Source organism: Reyranella sp. GW821-FHT12G01, assembly GCF_058806575.1.
This window is the reverse complement of the sequence record NZ_JBXAPV010000002.1, coordinates 568,261-594,294: the sequence shown is the minus strand read 5'-3', so window position 1 is coordinate 594,294 and position 26,034 is coordinate 568,261. Positions and strand designations below refer to the sequence as shown.

Below are 26,034 nucleotides of genomic sequence, written 5' to 3'. Positions count from 1 at the left end.
CGATGCTCGAAATCGTCATCACCATGTTCGTCGTGCTGTTCGCCTTCCTGGCGGGCGGCCTGTGGATCGGCTGGACGCTCGCCGTCACCGGCACGGTCCTCCTGGCGATCTTCCGCGACATCCCGCTCGACAAGCTGCTGGCGCAGTACACCTGGAACATCCTGACGACGCAGGAACTGCTGGCGCTGCCGCTGTTCATCATCATGGGCGAGATTCTGTTCCGCACGCGCCTGTCGCAGACGCTGTTCCGCGGCCTCTCGCCATGGGCGGCGCTGCTGCCGGGCAGGCTGCTGCACGTGAACGTCATTGGCTGCACGATCTTCGCCGCGATCTCGGGCTCTTCGGCCGCGACGACCCAGGTGGTGGGCCGCATCTCGCTCGCCGAGCTTTTGAAGCGCGGCTATTCGAAGGATGTTGCCGTCGGCTCGCTCGCGGGAGCGGGCACGCTCGGCTTCCTGATCCCGCCCTCCAACATCATGATCATCTACGGCGTGCTGGGCGACGTCTCGATCGCCAAGCTCTTCACGGCAGGCTTCATCCCGGGCTTCCTGCTGGCCGGATGCTTCATGGGCTGGATCATGCTGCACACCGCCCTCAAGCCGGAGCTGGTGCCGGCCAGCGAGCGCAAGGTGCGGGTCGCGACGGCGGCGGAGTTCCTGACTTCGATCCGCGAACTGGGGCCCGCGGTGTTCCTGATCCTGTGCGTGCTGGGTTCGATGTATGGCGGACTGGCGACGCCGTCGGAGGCCGCCGCCGTGGGCGTGCTGGGTGCCCTGGTCGTGGCCGGCGTCCAGCGGGAACTCTCGAGCGCGGCCCTGAAGGCGATCGCCATCGGTTCGGTGCAGACCTGCGCCATGATCGCGCTGATCGTGCTGGGCGCCTCGATCCTGGGCAGTGCGGCGGCCTTCCTCGGCATTCCTGCGGCCGTCGCGGAGTTCGTGAAGAGCCTCGGCCTGTCGTCGTTCATGCTGATCGTGGCGCTGATCATCTTTTATCTGATCCTCGGCTGCTTCCTCGACGGGTTCAGCATGATCGTGATGACGCTCCCGATCGTGATGCCGATCGTGAAAGCGGCCGGGTTCGACCCGATCTGGTTCGGCGTCTTCCTGGTGCTGGTGGTCGAGATGGCGCAGATCACGCCGCCGGTCGGCTTCAACCTGTTCGTGATCCAGGGCCTGACGGAAGACGGGCTGGGCTATATCGCGCGCGTGACCCTGCCGTACCTGCTGATCATGATCCTGTTCACCATGGTCATCGCCGTTTTCCCCGACATTGCCCTCTGGCTTCCGCGCTATCTCGCCAGCTAGTCTGCGTCGGGGCAATGAGGGGAACTGAATGGAACCGCGTCAGGTCAAGACGGCCGCCGATGCGCTGAAGATCGTCAAGCAGCGCGGGCTCACCCACGTCAAAGTGGGCGTCCACGACATCGACGGCATCCTTCGCGGCAAGTACATCCACGTCGACAAGTTCCGTTCCGCCCTCGAGGGAGGCTTCGGCTTCTGCGACGTGGTGCTGGGCTGGGACATGAACGACCAGCTCTACGACAACGTCACCTACACGGGCTGGCACTCGGGCTATCCCGACGCGAACGTCCGCATCCTGCCCGAGACCTGCCGTGAGATCGCGACCGAGCCCGGCAACCTGCTGTTCCTCTGCGAGTTCGTCGACAAGGCCGAGGAGATCTGTCCGCGCGGCACCTTGCGTCGTGTGCTGGCGCGCGCGAAGAAGCTTGGCTTCGAGGTGAAGGTCGGCTTCGAGTACGAGTTCTTCGTCTTCGCCGAGACGCCCGAATCGATCCGCGAGAAGGGCTATCGCAACCTGAAGCCGATCTCGCCGGGCTTCTTCGGCTACTCCGTCCTGCGAAACTCCGTCCTGTCCGACTGGTACCGTGACCTGCTCGCCATGTGCGAGGCGATGGACATGGGCATCGAGGGCCTGCACACGGAGACCGGCGCCGGTGTGCTTGAAGCCGCGCTGCGTGTCGACGACGCACTGGCCGCGACCGACAAGGCCGCGCTGTTCAAGATCTTCACCAAGGTGCTGGCGCAGAAGCGCGGCTGGCTCGCCACCTTCATGGCCAAATGGTCGAAGGACTGGCCGGGCTGCGGTGGCCACATGCACATGTCGCTGTGGAAGGACGGCAAGCCGGTCTTCTTCGACGAGAAGGCGCCGCATCGCATGAGCAAGACCATGCGCCAGTTCGTCGGTGGTCAGGCGGCCCTGATGCCCGAGCTTTTAGGCATGGTCGCCTCGAACGTGAACTCCTACCGCCGCCTGATCCCGGGCTTCTGGGCGCCGACCGCCTCCACCTGGGGGGTCGAGAACCGCACCACCTCGCTGCGCGTCATCCCGGGCTCGGCCAAGTCGACCCGCGTCGAGTATCGCGTGGCCGCGGCCGACGCCAATCCCTACCTGGCGATCGCCGCCGCCATCGGCTCGGGTCTGTGGGGTATCGAGAACAACATCGATCCCGGCGAGCCAATCATGGGCAATTCCTACGAGAAGAAGCACCCGGCGAAGTCGCAGCTTCCGCGGACCCTGATGGAGGCGGCCGGCCGGCTGAAGGCCTCCAAGCCGGCGCGCGATCTCTTCGGCGACGCCTTCGTCGATCATTATTCCGCAACACGCGAATGGGAAGAGCGTGAGTTCCGCAAGGCCATCACGGACTGGGAGCTCGACCGCTACATGGAAATCATCTGACAAGAACATATTGCTCGCTCGTGAACGATTTCGCGAAAAGTGTTGAAATCATTGGCTCGTCCGTAGCTTGGCGCCCCCTTCGACAGTGAGGCGAAGTAGCCGATGTATCCACGGAGTATCCACCCGGTGGAAATTGGCTTCGTCGGGGCCACGAACGACGACCGGCAACCGGTAATGTCCTGTTCTTTGGAGTCACCCGCGCCGAAGGGCGAGCGCCATGCTCCCTTTGAGGGGATGGTTCTGGTGTCTGGCGCCTTGGTGTGATTCCTGACTTCGGTGGAAACGAGTTCGGGGGTGAGGTGGCCCCTCCCATATTTGGGACTCCAGGACCTGTGCCCGAACGGCGGAAAAAATTTTATAATTTTTCAGTAGGCGATTGTTCCTGCCTGTTTGCTGAGAGGCGGCCTCTGCAGACCGGCAAGACAGACCATGGAATCTTCAGTCCATGGCATTCGCACTGAGAGCCCATCGCAAATGCGTCGCCTTGGACGACCCGGACGTTTCCACTAGGGTGGTATCGCTCGATAGCCGTGAAACTTTCGCTATCGTTCCTAGCAGCGCAGGAACCCCAATGGCTCTCGTCAAGAAGACCAAGCTTAAGTCCGGCGGTGGTGCAGCCGTGGCGGCGGTATCGACAGAGGTGACAGCGCCGCCGGCGCTAGCAGGATCATCCAGCGTCGCCAGCGCCCGAATGGCCAGCAAGCGGGGCAAGGTGTCGGAACGCCTCGCGGCGGCAACCGAGGAACTGGCAAGCGGCCTCACGGAAGCGTCAGCGGCGGCCGAGGAACTGCGGCGGTCGATGGACCAGATTGCAAGCGGTGCCGCTGAGGCTGCCGGCGCGTCCCAGGAGCAGGTGGCGGCCATCAAGCGGGTCGTCGCGAGCTTCGGCTCTGCGCGCAGCCAGGCAGATCAGGCGCGTCGCCGCACCGAGGCTGCTGAACTGACTTTGGCGGAAGCTGCCGGCCAGATCACCGCCTCCGCCCGCTCTATCGAGCGAAACGGCCAACGGCAAGGCGAATCCGTGGTGCTCGTCACAGAGCTGGAGCGCCGTGCGGCCGACATTGCCGCGATCACCCAGTCGGTGAGCCGGATCTCCGACCAAACCAACCTATTGGCCCTGAATGCGGCTATCGAGGCCGCGCGCGCGGGCGAGCAGGGCCGGGGCTTCGCGGTGGTGGCTGACGAGGTGCGGGCGCTTGCAGAGACCTCCGAGAAAAGTGCGCAAGACGTGCAGAAGCTTGCCGACGAGATTCAGGCAGACGTGCGTGACGTGGCCGCTGCGCTGCAAAAGGCGGCCGAGGCGGCCATAGGTGAGGCGAAAGCCGGCGGGTCTGTCGTGGCAAACTTGGCCACTTTGCGCCTGGACTTGAAGACGATCGCCACCGGCAGCGAAGACACGTTGACCAGCGCACTCGAAGCCGAGCGCGCGGCGAGCGAGGCAGAAAAGGGCGCGCTCTTGGTTGCCAGCGCCGCAGAAGAGCAAACCGCCGCGGCGAACGAATCGCAGGCCGCCATCCAGGAACAGGCGAGGGCACTCGATCAGGGACAGGCGGCGGCCCAGGCGCTCGCGCTCCTCACCGAGAAGATCCGCGCTGGCGACACGACGTTGGCTGCCGCCGAGGAGGTGGGTTCAACGGCAGAGGAGTTGTCTGCGACCATGCAGGAGCTTTCCGGCGCGGCGCAGCAAATCAGTAGCGCCGTCACCCAGATCAATCGTGGCTCCCAGCAGCAGGCGGCTGCCACGCAGCAGACCTCGGCGGCACTGGCGCAGATCGAGAAGAGCGCCCGGAACGCGCAGACCAATGCGACATCCACCGAGGAGCGTCTTGTGGCGCTGCGGGAGGGCCTTGGCACTAGCGGTTCGGCCGTCGCAAATCTGGTGTCGGGAGTGACCAGCGGGTTGGAAGTTACCCGGGCGACCCTCGTCACCATCGGCCGACTGGAAACGGTGGGTCGGCGTATCGAGAAGATCGTGAACGGCATATCGCTGGTCGTCGTGCAGACCACCATGCTGGCCGTTAGCGGATCGATCGAGGCGGCGCGTGCCGGCGCGGCCGGACGTGGTTTCGCCACCGTGTCGAACGACATTCGTGGCCTTGCACGTGAGGCCGCCGAGAGCGCCGACACGATCAAGGATACGGTCGGCGGTATCTTGGACCAGATCGCCTCGGTGCGGCGCGACCTTGAACAGATCGTCGCAGCCGTCGACCTCGAAGTGCAAGCCAATCGAGCCCTGCAAGGAGCCTTCGACAAGGTGGCCGAGGAAGTCGGCGCGCTGAGTGAAGCCAACCGCGAAATCCTTAACGGCGCTGATCAGGTCCTCTCGGCCACTGTCGAGTCGGCCGCCGGCGCGCGTCAGATCGCATCCGCCGCTGAGGAGGCAGGGGCTGCATCGCGGCAGGCAGCGCAGGCCTCCACCGAGCAGGCACGTGGTGCCGAGGACCTTGCCGGCGCGATCGAGGAGATCGCCTCCCTTGCCGACGAATTGCGCCGGGAGAGGGGCTGACATGGCGGTGGCCGCGCAAGTCGCTGGGGCGGCAACGCGGCGGTTCCTGACGTTTCGCGTCGAGGACCGGCTCTACGCCCTGCCGGCAGAAGAGGTCGTCGAGGTCATTCGCATGCCGGCGCTCGCGCGCGTGCCTCACGCACCGGAGGGATTGCTGGGTGTTGCCAACCTGCGCGGTGCGGTGCTGCCGGTGGCGGGCCTGCGCGGCCTGCTGGGCAGGCCAGAGGCGCCAGCCGGCCGTGCCCTTGTCCTAGATGGTGCCGCACCCGTTGCTCTCGCCGTCGATTCTGTCGAAGCACTGGTGACGATCGAGAGCCACAGGATCGAGAGCCGCCCCGCCGAACTGGCGGCCAAACCGGGCGAGAAGATTCGCGGCGCGTTTGCCGTGAGCGAGTCGGGAACTGTCGCGAAGATCGTCGACATTGCAGCGCTGATCGCGTCCGCCTTCACGGCGCAGGAAAGGCCAAGTCATCGCCGGCTTGTGTCGGGCACGAGCCGTTCGGATGTTGCAGCAGGTGCCAATGACGATCGCCGCCGGATGGTCAGTTTCGAGGTGGCGGGGCAGGAGTTCGCGCTCGACCTCGGCGCGGTGCAGGAGATCATCGCCGCTCCGGCGAACCGTGCCGTGCTGCCGGCCAGTGACGGAGCCGTCCTTGGTGTCACCACGTACCGCGGAACTTTGCTGCCGTTACTGTCTTTACGCGGATTGTTGGGGTTCGCCGATCCGACCGAACGTACCGGACGAGAGAAGGTTGTCGTCGCGCATATTGGCTCGGCCCTGGTTGGCCTCGTGGCGGACCGCATGCGCTCGCTGTTCGCAGCCGACGCCGAGCTGATCGAGGATGTGCCGCCGGTCCTGGCGGCGCGAATCGGTGGTGAAGCGAAGGTAACATCGATCTATCGCGGCGAGGGCGGCCGCCGCCTCGTGTCGCTTCTGGAGCCACGCAGCTTGTTCAAGGAGGGGACCATGCAGCGATTGGATGCCGCCCGGTCTACCGCATCACCAGCGACCAATGAGGCTCAGCAGAGCAGAGGCGAGGAGCGGCAGTTCGTCGTATTCCGCCTCGGCGAAGACGAGTTCGCGTTGCCTATCGATGCCGTTAACGAGGTGGCACGCGTCCCCGAACAGATCACGCGCCTGCCGAAGGCGCCCAAGTTCCTTGAAGGCGTGATCAACCTGCGCGGCGAGGTGTTGCCGGTGGTCGACCAGCGCCGCCGTTTCGAGCTGCCACCTTCCGGCGACGATCGTTCGCGTCGGCTTCTCGTGGTGCGCACGGAGCGCCATCGCGCCGGGCTCATCGTGGATTCGGTCTCGGAGGTGATGCGCTGCTTCGCGGGTGACATCGAGCCGGCGCCCAGCCTGACTGGCGAGCAGGTCCGCCTTGTTCAGGGCGTGGTGAATCTCGAAGACAAGGGGCGCATCGTCCTTCTTCTCGATCCCGCAGAGCTGCTGACCCGCGCCGAGCGCGGCCTGCTCGATGCCTTCAACGCAAAGCCGGGCAAGGCTAGTTAGTGATCCGTGTCCTCGTCGTCGACGATTCGGCGTTGATGCGACGCCTGCTCGGGCAGATTTTCGCAAGCGACCCCACATTCGAGATTCAGTTTGCACGTAACGGCGTCGAAGCTCTCGATCTTATCGGGACCTTCGATCCTCACGTCGTGACCCTCGACATCAACATGCCGCAGATGGACGGGCTGGCCTGCCTCGACCGCATCATGGTCGAGTCACCGCGCCCTGTCGTAATGGTCTCGTCGCTCACCGCCGAGGGCGCTGATACGACACTTGAAGCGCTACGGCTGGGCGCAGTCGACTTCGTCGCCAAGCCTGAGGGCGCGATCTCGCTCCATATCGACGAGCTGCGCACGAACCTGCTCGGCCGGGTCCATGCGGCGTCGCAGGCAAAGATTAGATCCAGTGCCCGGCTGCGTGACCGCATCCGCCACCGGATTGGCGCCAGCCTAAGTCCGCCCAGTCCTCGACCGCAGTTAGTGTCAGATATCGAACCGAATGCGGCGGTGGGCGACGGTTTGGTCTTGGTCGGGACATCGACCGGTGGCCCGCCCGCGCTGGAGGCCCTGCTCACGTCTCTGCCAGCCACGTTCCCTTGGCCGGTTCTGGTAGCTCAGCACATGCCGGCGGCGTTCACGGGGCCGTTGGCGAGGCGCCTGGACGGGCTCTGCGAGGTGACCGTGAAGGAGGTCAGCCGTGCCATGCCGCTGAAGCCTGGGCACGTCTATATCGGCCGGGGTGACGCCGACATCGTCGTGGCGCGGCGGCCGTCGGGGCTGGTTGCGACGCCACAGGCGGCGGAGGCCGATTATCCGTGGCATCCAAGTACGGAACGCCTCGTTGTCAGCGCCATGGAGCATGTGGCTCCAGCCCAGTTGATAGGCGTGTTGATGACGGGAATGGGTTCGGACGGGGCTCCAGCGATGACGTTGCTGCGGAGCAGGGGCGGCCGCACGATCGCGGAATCCGAGGAAACGGCCGTAGTCTGGGGTATGCCGGGAGAGCTGGCCCGCCGGGGTGGTGCAGACTGGATCCTGCCACTACAGGAGATCGGCCCGCGGCTCGTTCGGCTGGTGCCCTGACATGCCATTAGTTCGGAAGCCGCCTGGAAGCCCCTCCGCTCAAGCTCCTACGACGGCTTCGCCGCCGACATTTGACGCGCAGGTTCTGACGCACGGCAGTGAGGATGAGCGCTGGGCCGCCGCTCGATCCGCCGCTGCATATCCGGCCGCTGCTACAGCTCTCGCCGCCGCCCTGCCAGGCGAAGCCGATCCGCGCGTTCGCGCCGCGATCCTCAGCAGCTTGGCGCGAATTGCATCGCCCGAGAGCGCAGCGGCGCTGCTGCCCTTGCTCCGGTCAGACGATGCAAGCCTGCGTACAGGTGCGATCGACGTGCTGCGTGCCATGCCGGCCGCTGTCGCACCGCACCTTGTCGGGCTGCTGGCCGATCCCGACCCGGATGTGCGTCTGCTGAGCTGCGAGCTGGTGCGTGACCAGCCCGAGGTCCAAGCGAACCGGTTGCTCGCCCGGGTTCTGGAACGGGAGACCGAAGCCAATGTATGCGCCGCGGCTCTCGAAGTGGCCTGCGAGGTCGGCGGGCCGGAACTGCTGGATGCGCTGAAGCGCTGCGAGGACCGGTTCTCGGCGGACCCCTTCCTTGGGTTCGGCATCAAAGTGGCACGGGAGCGCATCGAAACGCAGCGCGCCAGCGTCCGTGAGTGAGTTCCCGTCGGTTTCAGAAGAGGAATTTCGCAAGGTCAGCGAGTTTCTCTATCGGCGCACCGGCATGGTGTTCGCCGAGAGCAAACGCTACTACGCGCACCGACGTATCGCGGAGCGCATGGCCGCGTTGGGCATCAGGGATTTCGGGACCTATTTCCACCGTTTGAGAGCCGACAGCGAGGGCGAGATCGAGCAGTTCATCAACGCTTTCACGGTGAACGAGACATATTTCTTCCGTGAGGATCATCAGCTTCGCTGCCTGACCAACGACTTGCTGGCCGAGCGCCGGCAGATGAAGCCGGCGGGCGAGGCCTATCGTATTTGGTCGGTGCCGTGTTCCACTGGGGAAGAGCCTTACTCGCTCGCAATCTGGCTGCTTGAGAATTGGCCCGAGGTAGACACACACGAAATCGAGATTGTGGGGTCGGACATCGATACCAACTGCCTGGAGGCGGCGCGGGACGGCCTTTATGGCGCGCGGGCACTGATGCGACTCTCTCCCGGGCTGGTGGAGAAGTATTTCGAGCCGACAGGACCTGAACTGTGGCGCCTTGTGCCCGATCTGCGCGACTCAGTGCAGTTCAGCCCGGTCAACATCGTGGAGTCTGACTCCGTGCGGGCTTACGGCACGTTCGACGTTATCTTCTGCCGGAACGTATTGATCTACTTCGATGACGCCTCCCGCCGGATGGCGGCCGAGAATCTCTATGAAAGTCTGGCGCCCGGTGGTTTTATCTGCCTCGGGCACACGGAATCGATGAGCCGTGTATCCTCGCTTTTCGAGATCCGCCGCTTCGCCGACGCCATCGTCTACCAGCGGCCCCGGAGAAAAGTCCATGGATGAGGCCTCCAGGCGGATTCTTATCGTCGACGATGCCGGCCTTGTGCGCCGCTTCCATCGCGATGCGCTAGAGAAGGCTGGGTTCACCGTCGTCGAGGCGCTGAATGGCGTCGAGGCCTTGGAGAAGATACTCGCCGAACCTTTCATCATGGCGGTCGTGGACGTGAACATGCCACAGATGGATGGGTTCACTTTCCTGAAGGCGCTGCGCGGCCTTGACTCGGCCGAGGGCTCGCTGCCGGCGCTCATCGTCAGCACCGAGGCAGCAGAGCACGACCGGGATGCGGCGCGTGCTGCCGGGGCCAACTTCTATCTTGTGAAGCCTGTTCGCCCAGAGGTCTTGGTCGAGCATGTGATGCTGATGTGCGGAGCAGTTCGATGAACGAGTTCATCGAACAGTTTCTGATCGAAGGCCGGGAGCTGGTAGCGCAGGGAAATGATGACTTGCTCGCACTGGAAGAGAATCCGGGCGACAAGGAGCGCCTCGATAGCGCGTTCCGTGCTTTTCACACGCTGAAGGGCGCTGCCGGCATCGTCGACTTCGAGGCGATGGCACAGACGCTTCATGCTGGCGAAGACGTGCTGTCTGCAGTGCGGGCGGGAACCGTCGCGATGACTGCCGCCGTGACTGATCTTTGCCTTGCCTGTCTCGATCTGGTTACGACCTGGCTCGACCAGATGCAGGCGACGGGCGAGGTCCCGGCTGACGCTCAGGCGAGAGCCGACGAAGTCATTGGCCAATTTCGGCTGGTCAGCGAAGCCGCCCGACCGGCGACTCCCGCTGCATCGTCCGAACTCGACGAAGTGGCCGCTCTGAGTGCTGAAGACCTCGTCGGCGCGCTGTCGGCTGCCGCGCTTGCCTTGCTCGAAGCGCAGATGAAGCTTCTGCAGGACACGACGCCGGAGGGTCTGCCGGGCCGCTGGAAGTCGGCTGTAAGAGTCACCGCTAGCGTCCTGCGCAGGCTCGGGAAGTCGACCGACGCTGAGGCGTTCGAGCGTTTGGCGGAGATGGTGCCTCCACCGGAACCCTTGGCGGAGGCGTTGGCCCGGATCATCGAGCAGGTTTCGGTCGCGGCGCCGGCTTTGCCCGGGAATCTAAGCGCAGCATCGGCAGAGACATCGGTGCGCGTCGACGTTCACCGGATCGATGCACTGGTGAAGCTCGCTGGCGAACTCACCGTGGCCAAGAACGCGCTCGGCCATTCCGCCCGCCTTCTTCGCGAAGAGACCGATCCGCGTCGAATGGCAGCGGAATTGAAATCGCAGCATTTGCAACTCGAACGGCTGGTCGCCGAGCTTCAGCAGTCCGTGGTAGCGCTGCGCGTGCTGCCGCTTCAGACGGCGTTCCAGCGCTTTCCAAGACTTGTGCGTGAAATGGCGGGGTCACTCGGCAAGCCGGCGCGCCTCATGATCGAGGGCGGCACCACGGAAGCCGACAAGACCATCGTGGCAGCGATTTCCGAACCGCTGCTGCACGTGATCCGCAACAGCCTCGATCACGGGCTGGAGAAAGCTGAGGAGCGCGGGGTCCTTGGTAAGTCGCCCATCGCAACTATCCATCTAAGAGCGATGCGGCAGGGCGAGCACATCGTCATCGAGGTAGAGGATGACGGGCGCGGCGTAGATCTGGATCGGGTGCGAGCCGTGGCTGCCGCGCGCGGCGTCGCGCCAGCAAGTGCCATTGCCTCGATGAGCGAGGCCGAGGTCACCGATCTCATTTTTGCGCCTGGCTTTTCGACAGCCGCCTCCGTCAGTGACCTGTCGGGGCGAGGTGTCGGGATGGATGTGGTGCGCACGACCATCGAACGACTGGGTGGACGCGTCTTCGTCACGAGCCGGCCAGGGCTCGGCACGCTGGTCCGCTTCAATCTCCCTTTCACGGTGATGATGACGCGTGTCATGACCGTCGAGGCGGGTGGACAGGTTTTCGGCCTGCCGCTGGAAGCAGTCGTCGAGACGGTGCGGGTGCCCCGTGGCGCCATCGCTCCCGTAGGGGCCGCGCGCGCCTTCGTGCTGCGCGATCGCACTGTGCCTGTCATTGATCTCGGCAAGGCTCTCGGCAGCTCACGTCCCGCCGAAGGGCCGGAGGCAACTCTCGTCGTCGTGAGCGCCATGGGCCAATTGGGCGGCCTCGAAGTCGACCGACTGGGCGATCGGCTCGATGTGATGCTGACGGCGCCCGATGGCCTTCTAGCGAACGTACCCGGGATCGATGGCACGACACTGATGGGTGATGGTCGGGTGCTCATCGTGCTCGATATTCAGGAACTTCTTGCCTGAAAAAACGTTACTCGGGGTCTTTTTCGGTATTGTATCGAACCGTTGTGCCATCATTTGTTGACGTGCAGGTCACGGGCGGGGGAAACGGACGGGATGAGTTATAGGATTTTGGTTGTCGACGACAGCAAGTTGGCCCGAATGGCGGTTGGTAAGGTCCTGGCGGTCGTTCACCCGGATTGGGTTCGGGTTGAGGCGGCAAATGCCGATGAGGCTATCGCCCGTGTCCGCGAGGCGGCCGTCGATCTTGCGGTGGTGGATTTCAATATGCCCGGACGCGACGGGCTCGAACTCGTCGCCGAGTTGCATACCCTGAAGCCCGGCATGCCCCTGGCAGTAATCTCGGCCAATCACCAGACCGAGATCGTGGCGCGCGTGAAAGAGGCAGGGGCCATTTTCCTCGCCAAGCCCTTGACGGAAGCGGCAATGCGAACGTTCCTCGACGTTGCGGTGAAGCAACTGGAAGCCTCGAAGCCGTGAGGGAAATTCTCGACGAGCTGGAACTCGACGCCCTGACCGAGATGGTCAACATCGGCGTCAACAAGTCTGCCGCCAGCCTGCGTGAGATGGTGGGCGAGCAGGTCCACCTGTCTGTCCCGAAGGTCTCGCTGGTCAGTCGCGAGCAGGCGATCGCGACCCTGGGTGAAAATAACGTTAGCACGCTGGTCGGCGTTCATCAGGTCTTCGAGGGAGATATCGTCGGGCGCGCGCTGCTGATCTTCCCCGATACCAAGAGCCTGGAATTGGTCCGTGCCGTGGCGGGTTCCGAACTTAGCCTCGAGGAGATCATCGAGCTTGAGCACGAGGCGCTGGCCGAGATCGGAAACGTCATCCTGAACGGCTGCCTTGCCACGATGGCGAACATGCTGCAGCGAAGCCTGAAGATGTCCCTGCCGGAAATTCTACGCGGCGAGGCGTCGAAGTTTTTCAACCTCGCGCCGCCGCCCGAGGCGGGAGATGTCGTGATGCTGCTCTACATCGACTTCGCGCTGCGCAGCCGCGACATCCGCGGCTACATCGCGATGCTGATGGACATGCCCTCGCTGGCTGCGATGAAGCTGCTTCTGCGCGATTTCATCGACCGCACGGCGGGTGGGGTCGCGCCGCTGAATGACCTCACCTGACACTTCCTTCGAGAGATTGACGTTCGACGCGGTCGATATTGGGCTCGTAGTGCTCGATGAGAAGCAGTGCGTGCTGGCATGGAATGCCTGGATGGAATCGGCGAGCGGTATTGTGGCCAGCGACGCCATCGGCCACCCTCTCGACGCGCTATTTCCGGGTTACATCACGGCGCGCTTTATTTCTTCCGTTTCTCACGCGCTAGAGCTGGGCGCGTCCAGTCTGCTGACGCATGCGCTGCATTCGCCGTTTCCGTTGCGCACCCGTAGCGGGCAGCGCCTGATCCACAATCTGTCCGTCGGCCCGCTGGGCGATCCACCTGTCAGACATTGTCTCGTCCAGTTCACCGACGTAACCGCCACAGCAGGGCGAGAGAAAATCCTGCGTGAGCGCCAAAATGCACGTTACGACGCGGTGGTCGGCGGCGCTCCTGATGCCATTCTGACACTTGATTCCGGCGGCACGATCCAACTCGCCAACCCAGCGGCCGCGCGGGAGTTCGGTTACGCGACTACGGAACTTATCGGTCGCTCACTTAAGTCACTGCTGCAGGATTCCGGCGAATGGATCGCTGCGTTCGAGTCCGTTCTATCCGGCAAGCCGCTTGCACGCCCTGTCGAACTGGTTGCGCGGCGGCGTAGCGGTACGCCCAGCTACCTCGAAGCCTCGGCTTCGCGATGGGAAGCGGACAAGCGCGTGTTCGTCACCGTGATCCTGCGCGACGTGAACGAGCGCCGCATGGCCGTCGACGCGCTTCGCGTGCTCAACCGAACGCTGGAGCGCCGCGTCGCGCAAAGTACCGCCGACCGCACGCGCATGTGGACTCTGTCGGCCGACGTAATGGTGGTGGCCGGGGCCGACGGTATGATTAGTTCGGTCAATCCGGCCTGGACGCGTCTGCTCGGCTGGAAAGAAGCCTCCCTGCTCGGCACGAGCTTGTTCGATTTTGTCGTCGAAGAAGAGCGTGTCCAGTTCAAATCGGAGATGCAGGTCCTTTTCGCGGGCGATGCGCCGCGACTATTCGAGGCCGGCATGCGCATGAGCGATGGCGGAAGCTGCCGGATCGAATGGAGTGGCGTTGTGGCCGACAATCTCGTCCAAGCCGTGGGACGGGACGTGACCGCTGAACGCGAAGCCGAGCACGCTCTGGCGAAGGCCGAGGAGGCGCTGCGCCATTCGCAGAAGATGGAGGCGATCGGCCAGCTAACCGGCGGAATTGCCCATGACTTTAACAATATCCTGACGGCCATTATCGGCTCGATGGAGGTTCTGAAGCGTCGCATCCGCGCCGGCCGCGTCGACGATCTTCAAGGCTTCATGGATGGCGCGATCGCCTCGGCCAATCGCGCGGCGGCGCTGACCCATCGCCTGCTTGCCTTCGCCCGCCGCCAACCGCTCGATCCCAAGGCCGTCGACACCAACCGGTTGGTCGGGGGCATGGAAGAGTTGTTGGGCCGGACGCTCAGCGAGAAATTCAAGTTGCAGCTCGACCTCGACCCCGAAGCGTGGCCGGCGCTGACCGATGCGCATCAGCTCGAAAATGCGATACTCAACCTCGTCATCAATGCGCGCGATGCTATGCCGGCGGGTGGCAAGGTCACGCTCTCCACAAGCAACGTTGTCGTGCAGGAGCGCCAGCGCTTCGGCCAGGAAGAGGTCGAGCCGGGCAGCTATGTCGTGATTGGCGTGCGCGACACGGGCGCCGGCATGCCGCCTGACATTATTGCCAAGGTGTTCGAGCCTTTCTTCACCACTAAGCCTATTGGGCAAGGCACCGGTCTTGGTCTTTCCATGATCTACGGCTTCGTCCGGCAGTCACGCGGTCATGTCAGGGTCGAGAGCGAGGTCGGGAAGGGCACGTTTTTCCGGCTATACCTGCCGCGCCATGCAGGAGACGTACAGCCGCGCGCGTTGGCGCCAGCACAAGAATCCGCCACGGGATCGGGCGAGACGGTTCTGGTCATCGAGGACGATTCGCACGTCCGCATGATCATCACCGATGTGCTGCGCGAGCTGGGCTACTCCTGCCTGGAAGCTGGCGACGGCCAAGCGGCGTTGCCTGTCCTGACTTCCAACACCTCGATCGACCTGCTCATCACCGATGTTGGATTGCCCGGGTTGAACGGCCGCCAGGTTGCCGAGATTGCTCGTAAGCATCGGCCCGACCTTAAAATCCTTTTCGTCACCGGCTATGCCGAGCACGCTACTGGCCACGCGCCATTTCTCGATGTCGGCATGGAGATGGTGACCAAGCCCTTCGCCCTCGACGCTCTTGCTCTAAAAATACGGGAAATGCTGGCCAGATAACTCGCTGTGATTTCGGACCCGGCTTTTTGATTCCTTGGCATGGTGCGTTAGCATCACTCATGTGCGGAAAGTTCGCGGCTCATAGGAAGTGGCGGGAGGTGGCAATTTCTCCCATCCGCTAACCGGCGAACCCAGCGGCGGCGGCGAGATCGACACGATGCTCCCGGTCATCATTTGGGGCGCCGGACTCGGCAAGCGCCGCATCGTCCCGACGCGCTGGGGACTGCCCGAGAACAACTGGTCTCGCCTCCATCACATGCATGCGCGCGCCGAGACGGTCGACGAGCTGCGCACCTTCCGTAACGCCTTTGCCGACGGCCAGCGCGGCATCGTTGTCTTCGAGACGTTCAACGAAGCCGAGGAAGTCACCAAGCCCTCGGGCGCCAAGGTCAGGGAGCAATGGGCGATCAATCCCGGTGGCGGCCAGCCGCGCGGCTTTGCCTTCCTGTGGCGTCGCTACGAGTTATCCGACTTGCCGATGCCGATGCTGGCCTGCGTCATGGTCACGGTGCCCGCCAACGAACTGATCCGCCGTGAGATCAAGTCGGGCGAGGGCGCCCCTCGCATGCTGGCGATCCTCGAAAACTTCGACGTGTGGGCGACGTGGCTCGGCGAAAACCGCAACGACCCCGTCGCCGCCAAAGCGCTGCTCAAGCCGATGGAAGGCGTGACCTGAAGCGCCGCGCCAGAACCGAAGCGGCTGAGGCCGCGCAAGACCTGATACTGGCCGCGCTATTTCGCCTTCCGGCTGCGCAGCAGCTCCGCCCTCGTCGTTGCCTCGACTCGCTACAAATACGATCGCGAATTTGCATGACCGACTCCAATTGGCCACGCTCCTCGGCATGACTGGCGGCTCTATTAGGCACCGGCTGAATGTTGTAGAAGAGTCCTTCGTAGTGACTCCGCCAGGCGGGGGCGCTCCATGAGCGTGCGGGACGCTTTTTGCGTTGTATGCGCGCCTTTGCCTGAAAGGCCGACATTCCTTGAAATTGTTCGCGTGGCGCGCCTTCGGGCGCGCGCGACCCGCTGCTATTCGTGAAGACGAAGATGCTATCCGCAGCGAGCTGTTCAGCATCGAGCGGCTCGAGCAACATGCTCAAAGTCTTGCGGCCAGCCAACCGGTCCATGCCGCGCTGACCGCCGGCAAGTCGCTCGTCGTTCGCCTGCGCGACAACGAGGGTGTTCTGCTGGCCGCCTACCGCTCGATCGCGGCAGCCGTCGATGCCGGCCGGACAATCACGCCGGCGGCTGAATGGCTTTTGGACAATTTCCACCTCGTCGAGCAGCAGGTCCGTGAAGTCCGCACCGACTTGCCGCAGGGCTACTATCGCCAGCTTCCCAAGCTCAGCGAGGGGCCGTTAGCCGGCTATCCGCGGGTGTTCGGTCTGGCATGGGCCTTCGTGGCCCATACCGATAGCCGTTTCGATCCCGAGACGCTGACCCGCTTCGTGCGCGCCTATCAGACGGTCCAGCCGCTCACCATCGGCGAGTTGTGGGCCGTGGCGATCACGCTCCGCATCGTCCTGGTCGAGAATCTGCGGCGCTCGGCCAGTCGGATCGTCAACCGGCGGTCAGCGCGCGAGCACGCCGACCTCGTGGCCGATCGCCTGCTGGGGGTGAACGATCTCGTGGCCGATCCCGCCGCGTTGCAGCCTTATGACCTTGAAGCCTTTTCCGAAGGCTTCGCCGTTCAGCTGGTACAGCGCCTGCGAGACCAGGATCCGGAGACGACCCCGGCGGTGGGCTGGCTCGAGAAGCGCCTGGCGCGTGAAGGCACGAGCGCCGACGAGCTGGTGCGGCGCGAGCATCAGCTGCAGGGTGCGACCAACGTCACGGTCCGCAACATCATCACCAGCATGCGGCTTGTCTCGGACGTTGATTGGGCGAAGCTCTTCGAGGAGGTGTGCCCGGTCGATGACGTGCTGCGGACCGACGGCCTCTTCGCCGACATGGATTTCGCTACCCGCAATCTCTACCGCACCGCCATCGAGCAGATCGCCCGTGGCACCGTGCACGACGAACCTGAGATCGCGCGTCGCGCTTTGTCTGCCGCAGCGGCATCTCCCATCGACAATGATGGTGACGGACGGCGGCGTGAACCCGGCTATCATCTCATCGGCAATGGTCGCCGGGTCTTCGAACGATCGGTTGGCTTTCGCACAAGAGGCTTGACCGTGCGGCGGCGATTCCTGCGCACCGGCCTCGCCGGCTATGTCGGTAGCGTCGCCGTCGCGGCCGGTATCGTGCTCATGTCGCCATTGCTGGGTCTGTTGCTTCTAGGCATGCGTGGCTGGCCGTTGGTCGCAATGGCGGCGGTGGGCCTGCTGCCTGCACTCGATGCGGCCTTGCATCTGGTCAACCGGCTGATCACCGGCGGCTTCGGCGCCACGCTGCTGCCCAGCCTTGAGCTGCGCGATGGCGTGCCGGCGCCGCTCCGGACGTTTGTGGCGATTCCAACCCTGCTGACGACGCAGGCCGGGATCGAGGAGCAGATCGAAAGCCTGGAAGTCCATCATCTCTCCAATCCGGCCGGCGCCCTTCATTTCGCGCTGCTGTCGGACTGGACCGACGCGCCCGCCGAATCGATGCCGGAAGACGCTGCCCTGCTCGCGACCGCGGTCGAGGGTATTGCACGCCTCAATCGCCGCTATCCTTCGGCAGAAGGCGTCGATCGCTTCTTTCTGCTGCATCGCCGGCGCGGCTGGAACGAGGCGCAAAGGTCGTGGATCGGCTGGGAGCGCAAGCGCGGCAAGCTCCATGAACTCAATCATCTGCTGCGCGGCTCGACGGACACGAGCTTTGTCGTAGCCGCCGCCGGCCCGGCCCGAACCCTGCCGTTGGGCGTTCGTTATGTCGTGACTCTCGATTCTGATACGCGCCTGCCGCGCGATGCTATCGTACGGCTGGTCGGCAAGATGGCCCACCCGTTGAACCGGCCGCGCTTCGATGTTGCACAAGGCCGCGTCATCGAAGGCTACGGCGTGCTGCAGCCGCGCGTTACGCCCTCGCTGCCGGTCGGCGTCGAAGGCTCGAGATTCCAGCGGGTCTTCTCCAGCAACAGCGGCATCGATCCCTACGCCTCGGCCGTCTCGGACGTCTATCAGGACCTGTTCGGCGAGGGCTCGTACTCGGGCAAGGGCATCTACGACATCGACGCTTTCGAAGCGTCGTTACAGGGCCGTGTGCCCGACAGCACGATGCTGAGTCACGATCTCTTCGAAGGGACTTTCGCGCGCGCTGGCCTGGCGTCGGACGTCGAGGTCGTCGAGGAATTCCCTGCGCGCTACGACGTGGCGGCGGCACGCCAGCATCGCTGGGCGCGGGGTGACTGGCAGCTCCTGCCGTGGATGCTGGGTCTGGTGAAGGCAACGGCGTCGAACCGGCGCTCCGGGCTTTTGCCCGCCATCGGCTTTTGGAAGATGTTCGATAATCTGCGCCGCACGCTCTCGGCGCCGGCCGCCGTTCTGTCCCTGATCGTGGGGTGGGCCTTGCCGTTGCCGGCCGCGTTGCTCTGGACGACGTTCGTGCTGCTGGCCATCGCGCTGCCCACAATCTTGCCGGTAATCTCGGCCCTGTTCCCGCGACATGCGAAGATCACGACGCGCAGCCATCTCAATGCGCTGTGGAGCGAGGTCGTGTCGGCTGCCGCGCAGACGTCATTGCTCGTAGCCTTCCTGGGGCATCATGCCTGGCTGATGGCCGACGCGATCGGCCGCACATTGTTTCGCCTCGTTGCCAGCCATCGCCGCCTCCTGGAATGGATCACCGCGGCCCAGTCCAAGCAGAATCGGCGAGCTGGCTGGCTGGGTCTCTACGGCAAGATGGCCGGTGGCGTGGTCATCGCATTCGTCGGCGCTGCCGTGGTCTGGCTGGCGGGTGGCGCCGCCATTCCGGTCGCCGCGCCTTTCGTGCTGGCCTGGCTGCTAGCACCGGCGATTGCCCTTTGGGTGAGCCGATCGCCGCGTAATGCCGGTAGTTTGCGGATCGGTGCCGGCGAGGCGCTGGCATTGCGGCTCACTGCGCGCCGCACCTGGCGCTTCTTCGAGACGTTCGTCACGGAGGCGGACAACATGCTGCCGCCGGACAATTTCCAAGAGGAACCGACGCCCGTCGTTGCCCATCGCACGTCGCCAACCAATCTGGGCCTGCTGTTGCTCTCGACTGCAGCGGCCCGCGAATTTGGCTGGATCGGCACGACCGAGGCGGTGGAGCGACTTGAGGCTACTCTGGCAAGCATGGAGAAGTTGCAGCGCTTTCGCGGGCATTTCTTCAATTGGTACGACACGAGCGATCTGCGGGCGCTGGAGCCGCGCTACGTTTCTACCGTCGACAGTGGGAACCTCGCTGGTCATCTGATCGCGCTGGCCAATGCCTGCGGTGCGTGGCGCACGAAGAGAGCCGTGAAGCCTGACGGCGCGCGCGGCGCTGCCGATAGTCTCGACCTCGCCCGTGAAGCCCTGGCCGCCCTATCTGACGACCGCCGCACCCATCTCGTCACGCGGCCCGAACTCGTCCAAGCGCTCGAAGGGCTGGCGGCGTCGTTAGTCGAGACTCCACTTAAGCTCGACAAGATGCTGGCGATGGCGGCAACCGCCGTCGACCTCGCGAACACGCTCGCCAGCGAGCGCGACGATCCCGAAAGCGCCGACATGCTGTTCTGGATCGAGGCCGTCCATCGCACGGTCGCGAGCCATCATCGTGACGCCGCGCAAACGGATGGAATGACGGACGATTTGCAGCGTCGCCTGCTGACCGTCGAGACCTCGGCCCGCGCCATGGCGGGCGCCATGGAGTTCGATTTTTTGCTCGACGAGCGCCGCCGATTGTTGTCGATCGGCTTTCTCGTGGCTGAGGATCGGCTCGACATCAATTGCTACGACCTGCTCGCGTCCGAAGCTCGGCTTGCAAGTCTCGTTGCGATCGCATCTGGCGACATTCCGGCGCGGCACTGGTTCCGACTCGGCCGCGAAGTGACGCCGATTGCCCATGGTGCTGCGCTGATCTCGTGGTCGGGCTCGATGTTCGAGTACCTGATGCCGTCGCTGGTGATGCGCGCGCCGTTCGGCAGCCTGCTTGAGAAGACCAATCGACTGATCGTTCGACGGCAGATCCAGTACGCGACCGGTCTCGGCCTGCCGTGGGGAATCTCGGAATCCGCCTATAACGCGCGCGACAAGGAATTTACCTATCAGTACTCGAATTTCGGTGTGCCGGGGCTCGGCTTCAAACGGGGCTTGAGCGAGAACCTCGTGATCGCGCCTTACGCCACGGGTCTCGCAGCCATGGTCGATCCGGTGGCAGCCGCCGCCAATTACGAGCGCCTGGCCGGTGTCGGCGCCCGCGGCCGCTATGGCTTCTATGAGGCGCTCGATTACACGCCTTCGCGCCTGCCGGACGGCGAAGATTGTGCGATCGTGCGCGCCTACATGGCGCATCACCAGGGCATGACGGTGGTGGCCATCGCCAACGCTCTTCTCGATGGCGTGATGCGGTCGCGCTTTCACGCCGAACCGGGCATTCAGGCCGCCGAGCTGTTGTTGCAGGAGCGCGCGCCACGCGATGTCGCGGTCGCCCATCCGCGGGCCGAGGAAGTCGGCGCCAGCGCGCTGGCGAGAGATGTCGAGCCGGCGCTGGTGCGGCGTCTGCGCAATCCGCACGCCGCGAGCCCCTCCGTTCATCTCCTGTCGAACGGACGCTACTCGGTCATGCTGACCGCCGCAGGGTCGGGTTACAGTCAGTGGGGCACCCAGGCGGTCACGCGCTGGCGCGAGGACACGACGCGTGACGATTGGGGCAGCTACATCTTCCTGCGCGACGTCGAGAGCAGCGTGGTGTGGTCGGCCACACATCAGCCGTGCGGCCAGCGGCCTGATCGCTACGACGTGATGTTCGCCGAGGACCGTGCGGAGTTCATCCGCCATGACGGCACGCTGGTCACCAGTCTCGACGTTGTCGTGTCGCCGGAAGACGATGCCGAAGTCCGGCGTGTCACGCTGTCCAACAACGGGCCTCTGCCGCGCACCATCGAGCTGACGTCCTACGCGGAGATCGTCCTGGCGCCGCGCGGCGCGGACGCCGCGCATCAGGCCTTTTCCAAGATGTTCGTACACACTGAATATCTGCACGCTTCGGGCGCGTTGCTGGCTACGCGCCGGCGTCGCGGGCCAGGCGAGCCCGAATTGTGGGCCGCGCATCTCGCGGTGGTTGAGGGCGAGGTCGTCGGCGAGGTCGAGGTCGAGACCGATCGTGCCCGCTTTATCGGCCGCGGTAACGAGATCGGCGATGCGGTCGCGGCAACCGATGGACGGCGGCTCTCCGGCACGGTGGGCTCCGTACTCGATCCGGTGTTCGCGTTGCGCCGGCGCCTGCAGGTGCCGGCGGGCGGCCTCGCGCGGATTGCCTTCTGGACGGTGGTGGCATCGTCACGCGAAGCGCTGCTCGACGCCATCGATCGTCACCGGGACGCCAATGCGTTCACGCGCGTCACGACGCTCGCCTGGACGCAGGCACAGGTCCAGCTTCGTCATCTCGACATCGATGCCGTCGAGGCCAGCTACTTCCAGCGCCTTGCGGGGCATGTGCTTTACGCCAATCCGGCCCTGCGCTCGTCGCCCGACGCCATTCGCCGCGGCCTCGCCGGTCCTCCGACATTGTGGTCGCAAGGCATCTCTGGTGACCTGCCGATCGTGCTCGTGCGTGTTGAGGAGATCGAGGATACCGGCATCGTGCGTGAGCTTTTGCGCGCGCGAGAATACTGGCAACTGAAGGGGCTCGCGGTCGATCTCGTGATCCTGAATGAGCGCAGTACCTCTTACGTGCAGGATCTCCAGGCGATGCTGGAAATGCTGGTGCGAGCCAGCCGGTCGCGGACTCACCTAGGTACCGAAAACGTGTCCGGCGGCGTCTATGTCCTGCGCACCGACCTGATCTCGGCGGAGACGCGCGCTCTCCTGTTGGCGCTGGCTCGCGTCGTGCTGCGCGGCGGGCGTGGCAGCCTGTCCGATCAGCTCGATCGCGTAAAGTCGCCGCGTGGCGTAGCGCCGCCGCTTCGTCGCGGCGTCGTGGCCAATGCCGATGCGAAGCTCTCTTCGCCGCCGCAGCCGGTGGCCTTGGCCGCGTTGCAATTCTTCAATGGCCTCGGCGGCTTCTCACCCAATGGCCGCGAGTACGTCACCGTGCTCGGACCGGGCCAGGCTACGCCCGCGCCGTGGCTGAACGTGATCTCCAATGCATCCTTTGGTTTCCAGGTAGCGGCCGATGGCGGCGGCTACACCTGGTCGCAAAACAGTCGCGATAACCAACTCACACCCTGGTCGAACGATCCGGTCATCGATCGGCCGGGCGAGGCGATCTACGTGCGCGACCTCGACAGTGGCGAGATGTGGACACCGACGGCGCGGCCCGTCCGCCTCGAGCAGGCGACCTACATCGTGCGCCATGGTCGTGGCTACAGCCGCTTCGAGGTGGTGGCCAACGGCATCGCGCTCGAACTGCTGCAGTACGTCCCAATGGGTGATTCCATCAAGATATCCCAGCTCACCGTTCGCAACATCTCCGACCGGTCGCGCCGGCTCTCGGTCACGGCCTATGTCGAATGGGTTCTCGGCCTCTCTCGCGGCACCTCCGGCCCCACGGTAGTTACCGAACGCGACGGGGAGACCGGCGCGATCTTCGCGCGCAACAAGTGGAACCTCCATCACGGAGGCCGCGTGGCCTTCGCCGATCTCGCCGGTCGCCAGACCGCGTGGACGGGCGACCGTGGCGAGTTCGTCGGCCGCAACGGCAGCATGGACAATCCGGCGGCGCTCAGCGCCGGACTGCCGCTGTCGCAGCGGCTCGGCGCTGGCATGGATCCATGTGCTGCCCTGCAGACCGCGATCGACCTGCCGCCCGGCGGTGTGAACGAGGTCGTCTTCTTCTTAGGGCAGGCAGCCGATGAAACCGAGGCACGCATGTTGGTCGCCCAATACCGGAACGCTGACCTCGCCGCAGTGCACCGCGACGCGGTGGGGTTCTGGGACGGAGTGCTGGGCACGGTGCAAGTGAAGACGCCGGATCCGGCGACTGACATCCTGCTCAACGGCTGGCTGCTCTATCAGTCGCTGGCCTGTCGCTACTGGGCGCGGTCGGCCTTCTATCAGGCGAGTGGCGCCTATGGCTTCCGCGACCAGCTCCAGGATGCGATGTCGCTGGCGGTGCCGATGCCGGCGCTGGCGCGTGCCCATATCCTGCGCGCGGCGTCGCGGCAGTTCGTCGAAGGGGATGTCCAGCATTGGTGGTTCCCGATCGCGGGCCAGGGTGTGCGCACGCGCATCTCCGACGACCGCGCGTGGCTGGCCACCGTCGCCGCGCACTATGTCGAGACCACCGGCGATACAGCGATCCTCGACGTGCCTGTTTCCTTCCTCGACGGACCGGCGCTGCGCGAGGGCGAGCACGATCTCTACTTTCAGCCCGGTGAGTCCGACGAAACCGCGACGCTATTCGAGCATTGCGCGCGTGGCCTCGATCTCAGCCTTGCCACGGGTGCGCGCGGACTGCCGTTGATCGGCACCGGCGACTGGAACGACGGCATGAACCGGGTGGGCGAGGCGGGGCGCGGCGAGAGCGTCTGGCTGGGCTGGTTCCTGCACGTGGCCCTGCGGGCGTTCGCGCCGATCGCCGAAGCGCGCGGCGAGACGCGCCGCGCGAGCGCCTGGATTACGCATGCCGAGGCGCTGAAGGCCGCGCTTGATCGTGAAGCCTGGGACGGCGCCTGGTATCGCCGCGGCTATTACGACGATGGCACGCCACTCGGTTCGGCCATGAGCGAGGAGTGCCGGATCGATTCAATCGCCCAGTCATGGGCCGCGATCTCCGGGGCGGCCGATCCCGCGCGCGCCACTCAGGCCATGGACTCGCTCGACAAGATGCTCGTCCATCGTGGCGACCGGTTGGCGCTGCTGTTCACTCCGCCTTTCGACAAAACGCCGCTCGATCCCGGTTACATCAAGGGTTATCCGCCGGGCATCCGCGAGAATGGCGGGCAGTATACGCATGCCGCTGCTTGGGCGATCATGGGCTTCGCGGCGCTTGGCCAGGGCGACAAGGCTCACGAGCTGTTCTCTCTTCTTAACCCGATCAACCACACGGCGACCCGCGCAGGCGTGCTGCGCTACAAGGTCGAGCCCTATGTCGTGGCGGCCGACGTCTATTCGGTGGCGCCACATGTCGGGCGCGGTGGTTGGACATGGTACACTGGCTCGGCGGGCTGGCTCTATCGCGCCGGCGTCGAATCGATCCTCGGCCTCAGGGTAAAAGGGGACCGCTTCGAGGTCGCACCCTGCCTGCCGGCCACGTGGCCGGGCTTCGAGATGGCACTCACCCTGCGCGGGACGGTCTATGAAATCGAGGTGCGTAATCCCGCCGGTGTCAGTCGAGGAGTCGTCGCCGTCGTGCTGGACGGCGTGACGCAGCCGGTGGCGGAAGGGAAGGCAATGATCCGCCTGAGCGACGAGGTCGCCCGGCGGACCGTCGTTATAACTCTCGGCTGAGTGTTATTTGCGCTTGGCGGGAGTGGCTGGCTTCACGGCGGAGGCCATGGCTGATGCAAAGGTCGGCACGGCGACCTTGGTCTTATCCTGCTTCGGCTTCTTCGTCTCGCGGTTGCCGCGGCGATGTTTCATAGACATGGGGAGGGTGGTTTCCTGGCGTCGAGGCGGAGACAATCTCCACTTCGTCGGGCCTTGGTTCAGACCTTACGCGCTTTCTCAAACAAAGTACGATAAGTGCTTTTGCGCGTGCTCCGCTTCTACTGGCGGTTCAGCAACGGCAACTCAATCGTTGAGTAGCCCAACTCCTGTATCTTGGGCCCGATCTGGCCTGCTCCAGCCGCTCACTTCCTTCTCCCATTCCATCAACGACCTCGAAACCCCGCCTGCGCCTCCACCGGATGCGGCAAGCGGGGCGTCGTTCAGTCGCCTACATGCATTGAGCCTGGACAGTCATGGCTGTCTCAATGCCCTTCATCACCTTGGGCGTCATGTCGGCGGAGGTGGGCGAGGTTCCCTTGGCCATGGCGGCATTGGCCTTGGTCATCGCCTCGAGCACGTCGCCGCGGTCGGCGCCGGTGAGTTTGTCGGACATGCACTTGCAGACCTTGTCGGCTTCCGGGATGGGCGTACCGATTTTGCACTGAGCAATGAAGTCGTCGGCGGCAGCCGTCGAAGCGATGCCTGCTGACATGGAGAAGGTAACGACCGCGACACGAAGTCCGGTCCAGAAAATGCTCATGGATTGTCCTGCAATGGCCAGCGTCGGTATCGACACTGCGCGGCGCGACTTTGCTCATGACTGGCTCCTCGGCTCAAGAAGCAAAAGGAAGGCTGGAAAAGCCGAAGGACCGAAGGTGTTTCGCCCCGACCTCCTGCTGGCCTCCAATCTCACGATACGGGCGAAGCCGCGGACTCAAATCGTCCGGAAGCGGACAGACCTTCCCTCGGCGAGTATCGGTCGCTGTTGACGCTGGTGTTGGGCGCGCTTGATGGCAGAGATCACGTTGGTGCCGATCTCAGGGAGGATAAATCGGCGCCAGAGCGATTCGTATTGGTCAGCAGATCGAGCCTTCAAATGGCTGCGTCGAGCCGCGTGGAAGGCGTCGGCAAGGTTGTTGAGAGTGGCGCCTTGCTTGGCCTGATCGAGTTGCCGGGCGCGCGCTTCGGCTACAAGGTCATTTCCTTTCCAGCCGGCGCTGATGTGTTCGATAGCCCGTTCCCGGGCATCCTCCGGCGTGATGGCCGGATACTGGCCCAGGACGATCCGGCGACGTTTGGCCAGCCGGCCGCGACCGACGCGAATCTGAACGATGAATGCCGCACGGCCGTCTTTCCGACGTTGAGCCCCGAAGCCCTTCAGCTCGCCGCACCACAGCCAAACGTCGTTATCCGCAGCTTTAAGCCATGCGTCCAACGATCGTCGTGTTAGCTTGTCACCCATGAGCAACCTCCAATCTGTATCCACGGACTATCCACGCGCCGCAGATCGCCATGAACGTCGATAGTGCAAGAGAAA

The 26,034-nt window shown here is 64.4% G+C and carries 17 protein-coding genes; 14 read left to right on the top strand and 3 right to left on the bottom strand.

Annotation, left to right across the window (positions count from 1 at the left end; genetic code table 11):
• The first annotated feature begins 2 nt into the window (after positions 1-2).
• The 14 genes from AC1RP5_RS22250 to AC1RP5_RS22185 all read left to right on the top strand — a co-directional run bounded on the left by AC1RP5_RS22250 (position 3) and on the right by AC1RP5_RS22185 (position 24,518).
• On the top strand, positions 3-1,307 hold the full coding sequence (locus tag AC1RP5_RS22250) for a TRAP transporter large permease (RefSeq protein ID WP_493114351.1): 1,305 nt from the start codon (positions 3-5) through the stop codon (positions 1,305-1,307).
• A 28-nt stretch (positions 1,308-1,335) separates the two neighbouring features.
• Positions 1,336-2,700 carry a glutamine synthetase family protein gene (locus tag AC1RP5_RS22245; protein WP_493114350.1) on the top strand — a complete coding sequence of 455 codons (1,365 nt, stop codon included), beginning with the start codon at positions 1,336-1,338 and terminating at the stop codon, positions 2,698-2,700.
• 571 nt (positions 2,701-3,271) lie between these two features.
• Complete coding sequence (locus tag AC1RP5_RS22240; RefSeq protein WP_493114348.1) at positions 3,272-5,206, top strand: methyl-accepting chemotaxis protein; 1,935 nt, start codon at positions 3,272-3,274, stop codon at positions 5,204-5,206.
• A 1-nt stretch (position 5,207) separates the two neighbouring features.
• A complete protein-coding gene (locus AC1RP5_RS22235; RefSeq protein WP_493114346.1) occupies positions 5,208-6,719 on the top strand; it encodes a chemotaxis protein CheW in 1,512 nt (503 codons plus the stop codon).
• Positions 6,719-7,798, top strand: a complete 1,080-nt coding sequence (gene cheB, locus AC1RP5_RS22230) for a chemotaxis-specific protein-glutamate methyltransferase CheB (RefSeq protein WP_493114344.1) — start codon at positions 6,719-6,721, stop codon at positions 7,796-7,798. Before AC1RP5_RS22235 ends, cheB begins: the two co-directional genes overlap by 1 nt.
• Position 7,799: 1 nt before the next feature.
• On the top strand, positions 7,800-8,438 hold the full coding sequence (locus AC1RP5_RS22225; RefSeq protein WP_493114342.1) for a HEAT repeat domain-containing protein: 639 nt from the start codon (positions 7,800-7,802) through the stop codon (positions 8,436-8,438).
• Entirely contained in the window at positions 8,431-9,282 is an 852-nt protein-coding gene (locus tag AC1RP5_RS22220; protein WP_493114340.1) for a CheR family methyltransferase, read from the top strand. Before AC1RP5_RS22225 ends, AC1RP5_RS22220 begins: the two co-directional genes overlap by 8 nt.
• Positions 9,275-9,661, top strand: coding sequence for a response regulator (locus AC1RP5_RS22215; RefSeq protein WP_493114338.1), 387 nt, complete (start codon positions 9,275-9,277; stop codon positions 9,659-9,661). The genes AC1RP5_RS22220 and AC1RP5_RS22215 overlap by 8 nt, the downstream gene beginning before the upstream one ends.
• On the top strand, positions 9,658-11,559 hold the full coding sequence (locus AC1RP5_RS22210) for a chemotaxis protein CheA (RefSeq protein WP_493114337.1): 1,902 nt from the start codon (positions 9,658-9,660) through the stop codon (positions 11,557-11,559). Before AC1RP5_RS22215 ends, AC1RP5_RS22210 begins: the two co-directional genes overlap by 4 nt.
• Positions 11,560-11,652: 93 nt before the next feature.
• Positions 11,653-12,036 (top strand): response regulator transcription factor, encoded by a 384-nt coding sequence (locus AC1RP5_RS22205; protein ID WP_493114335.1) that lies wholly within the window; start codon positions 11,653-11,655, stop codon positions 12,034-12,036.
• Entirely contained in the window at positions 12,033-12,680 is a 648-nt protein-coding gene (locus tag AC1RP5_RS22200; protein ID WP_493114333.1) for a chemotaxis protein CheX, read from the top strand. Before AC1RP5_RS22205 ends, AC1RP5_RS22200 begins: the two co-directional genes overlap by 4 nt.
• Positions 12,667-14,985 (top strand): PAS domain-containing hybrid sensor histidine kinase/response regulator, encoded by a 2,319-nt coding sequence (locus tag AC1RP5_RS22195; protein ID WP_493114331.1) that lies wholly within the window; start codon positions 12,667-12,669, stop codon positions 14,983-14,985. Before AC1RP5_RS22200 ends, AC1RP5_RS22195 begins: the two co-directional genes overlap by 14 nt.
• Positions 14,986-15,142: 157 nt before the next feature.
• Positions 15,143-15,661 carry an SOS response-associated peptidase family protein gene (locus AC1RP5_RS22190; protein WP_493114329.1) on the top strand — a complete coding sequence of 173 codons (519 nt, stop codon included), beginning with the start codon at positions 15,143-15,145 and terminating at the stop codon, positions 15,659-15,661.
• A 271-nt stretch (positions 15,662-15,932) separates the two neighbouring features.
• The gene (locus AC1RP5_RS22185) at positions 15,933-24,518 is read left to right on the top strand and encodes a GH36-type glycosyl hydrolase domain-containing protein (protein ID WP_493114327.1); all 8,586 of its coding nucleotides are present in this window, start codon (positions 15,933-15,935) and stop codon (positions 24,516-24,518) included.
• Between the two features lie 3 nt (positions 24,519-24,521).
• On the opposite strand, the gene AC1RP5_RS22180 is transcribed toward AC1RP5_RS22185, so the two are convergent.
• The 3 genes from AC1RP5_RS22180 to AC1RP5_RS22170 all read right to left on the bottom strand — a co-directional run bounded on the left by AC1RP5_RS22180 (position 24,522) and on the right by AC1RP5_RS22170 (position 25,959).
• The gene (locus AC1RP5_RS22180; protein WP_493114326.1) at positions 24,522-24,656 is read right to left on the bottom strand and encodes a hypothetical protein; all 135 of its coding nucleotides are present in this window, start codon (positions 24,654-24,656) and stop codon (positions 24,522-24,524) included.
• 289 nt (positions 24,657-24,945) lie between these two features.
• A complete protein-coding gene (locus tag AC1RP5_RS22175) occupies positions 24,946-25,257 on the bottom strand; it encodes a hypothetical protein (RefSeq protein WP_493114325.1) in 312 nt (103 codons plus the stop codon).
• Between the two features lie 174 nt (positions 25,258-25,431).
• Complete coding sequence (locus AC1RP5_RS22170; protein ID WP_493114323.1) at positions 25,432-25,959, bottom strand: Arm DNA-binding domain-containing protein; 528 nt, start codon at positions 25,957-25,959, stop codon at positions 25,432-25,434.
• Positions 25,960-26,034: the final 75 nt, after the last annotated feature.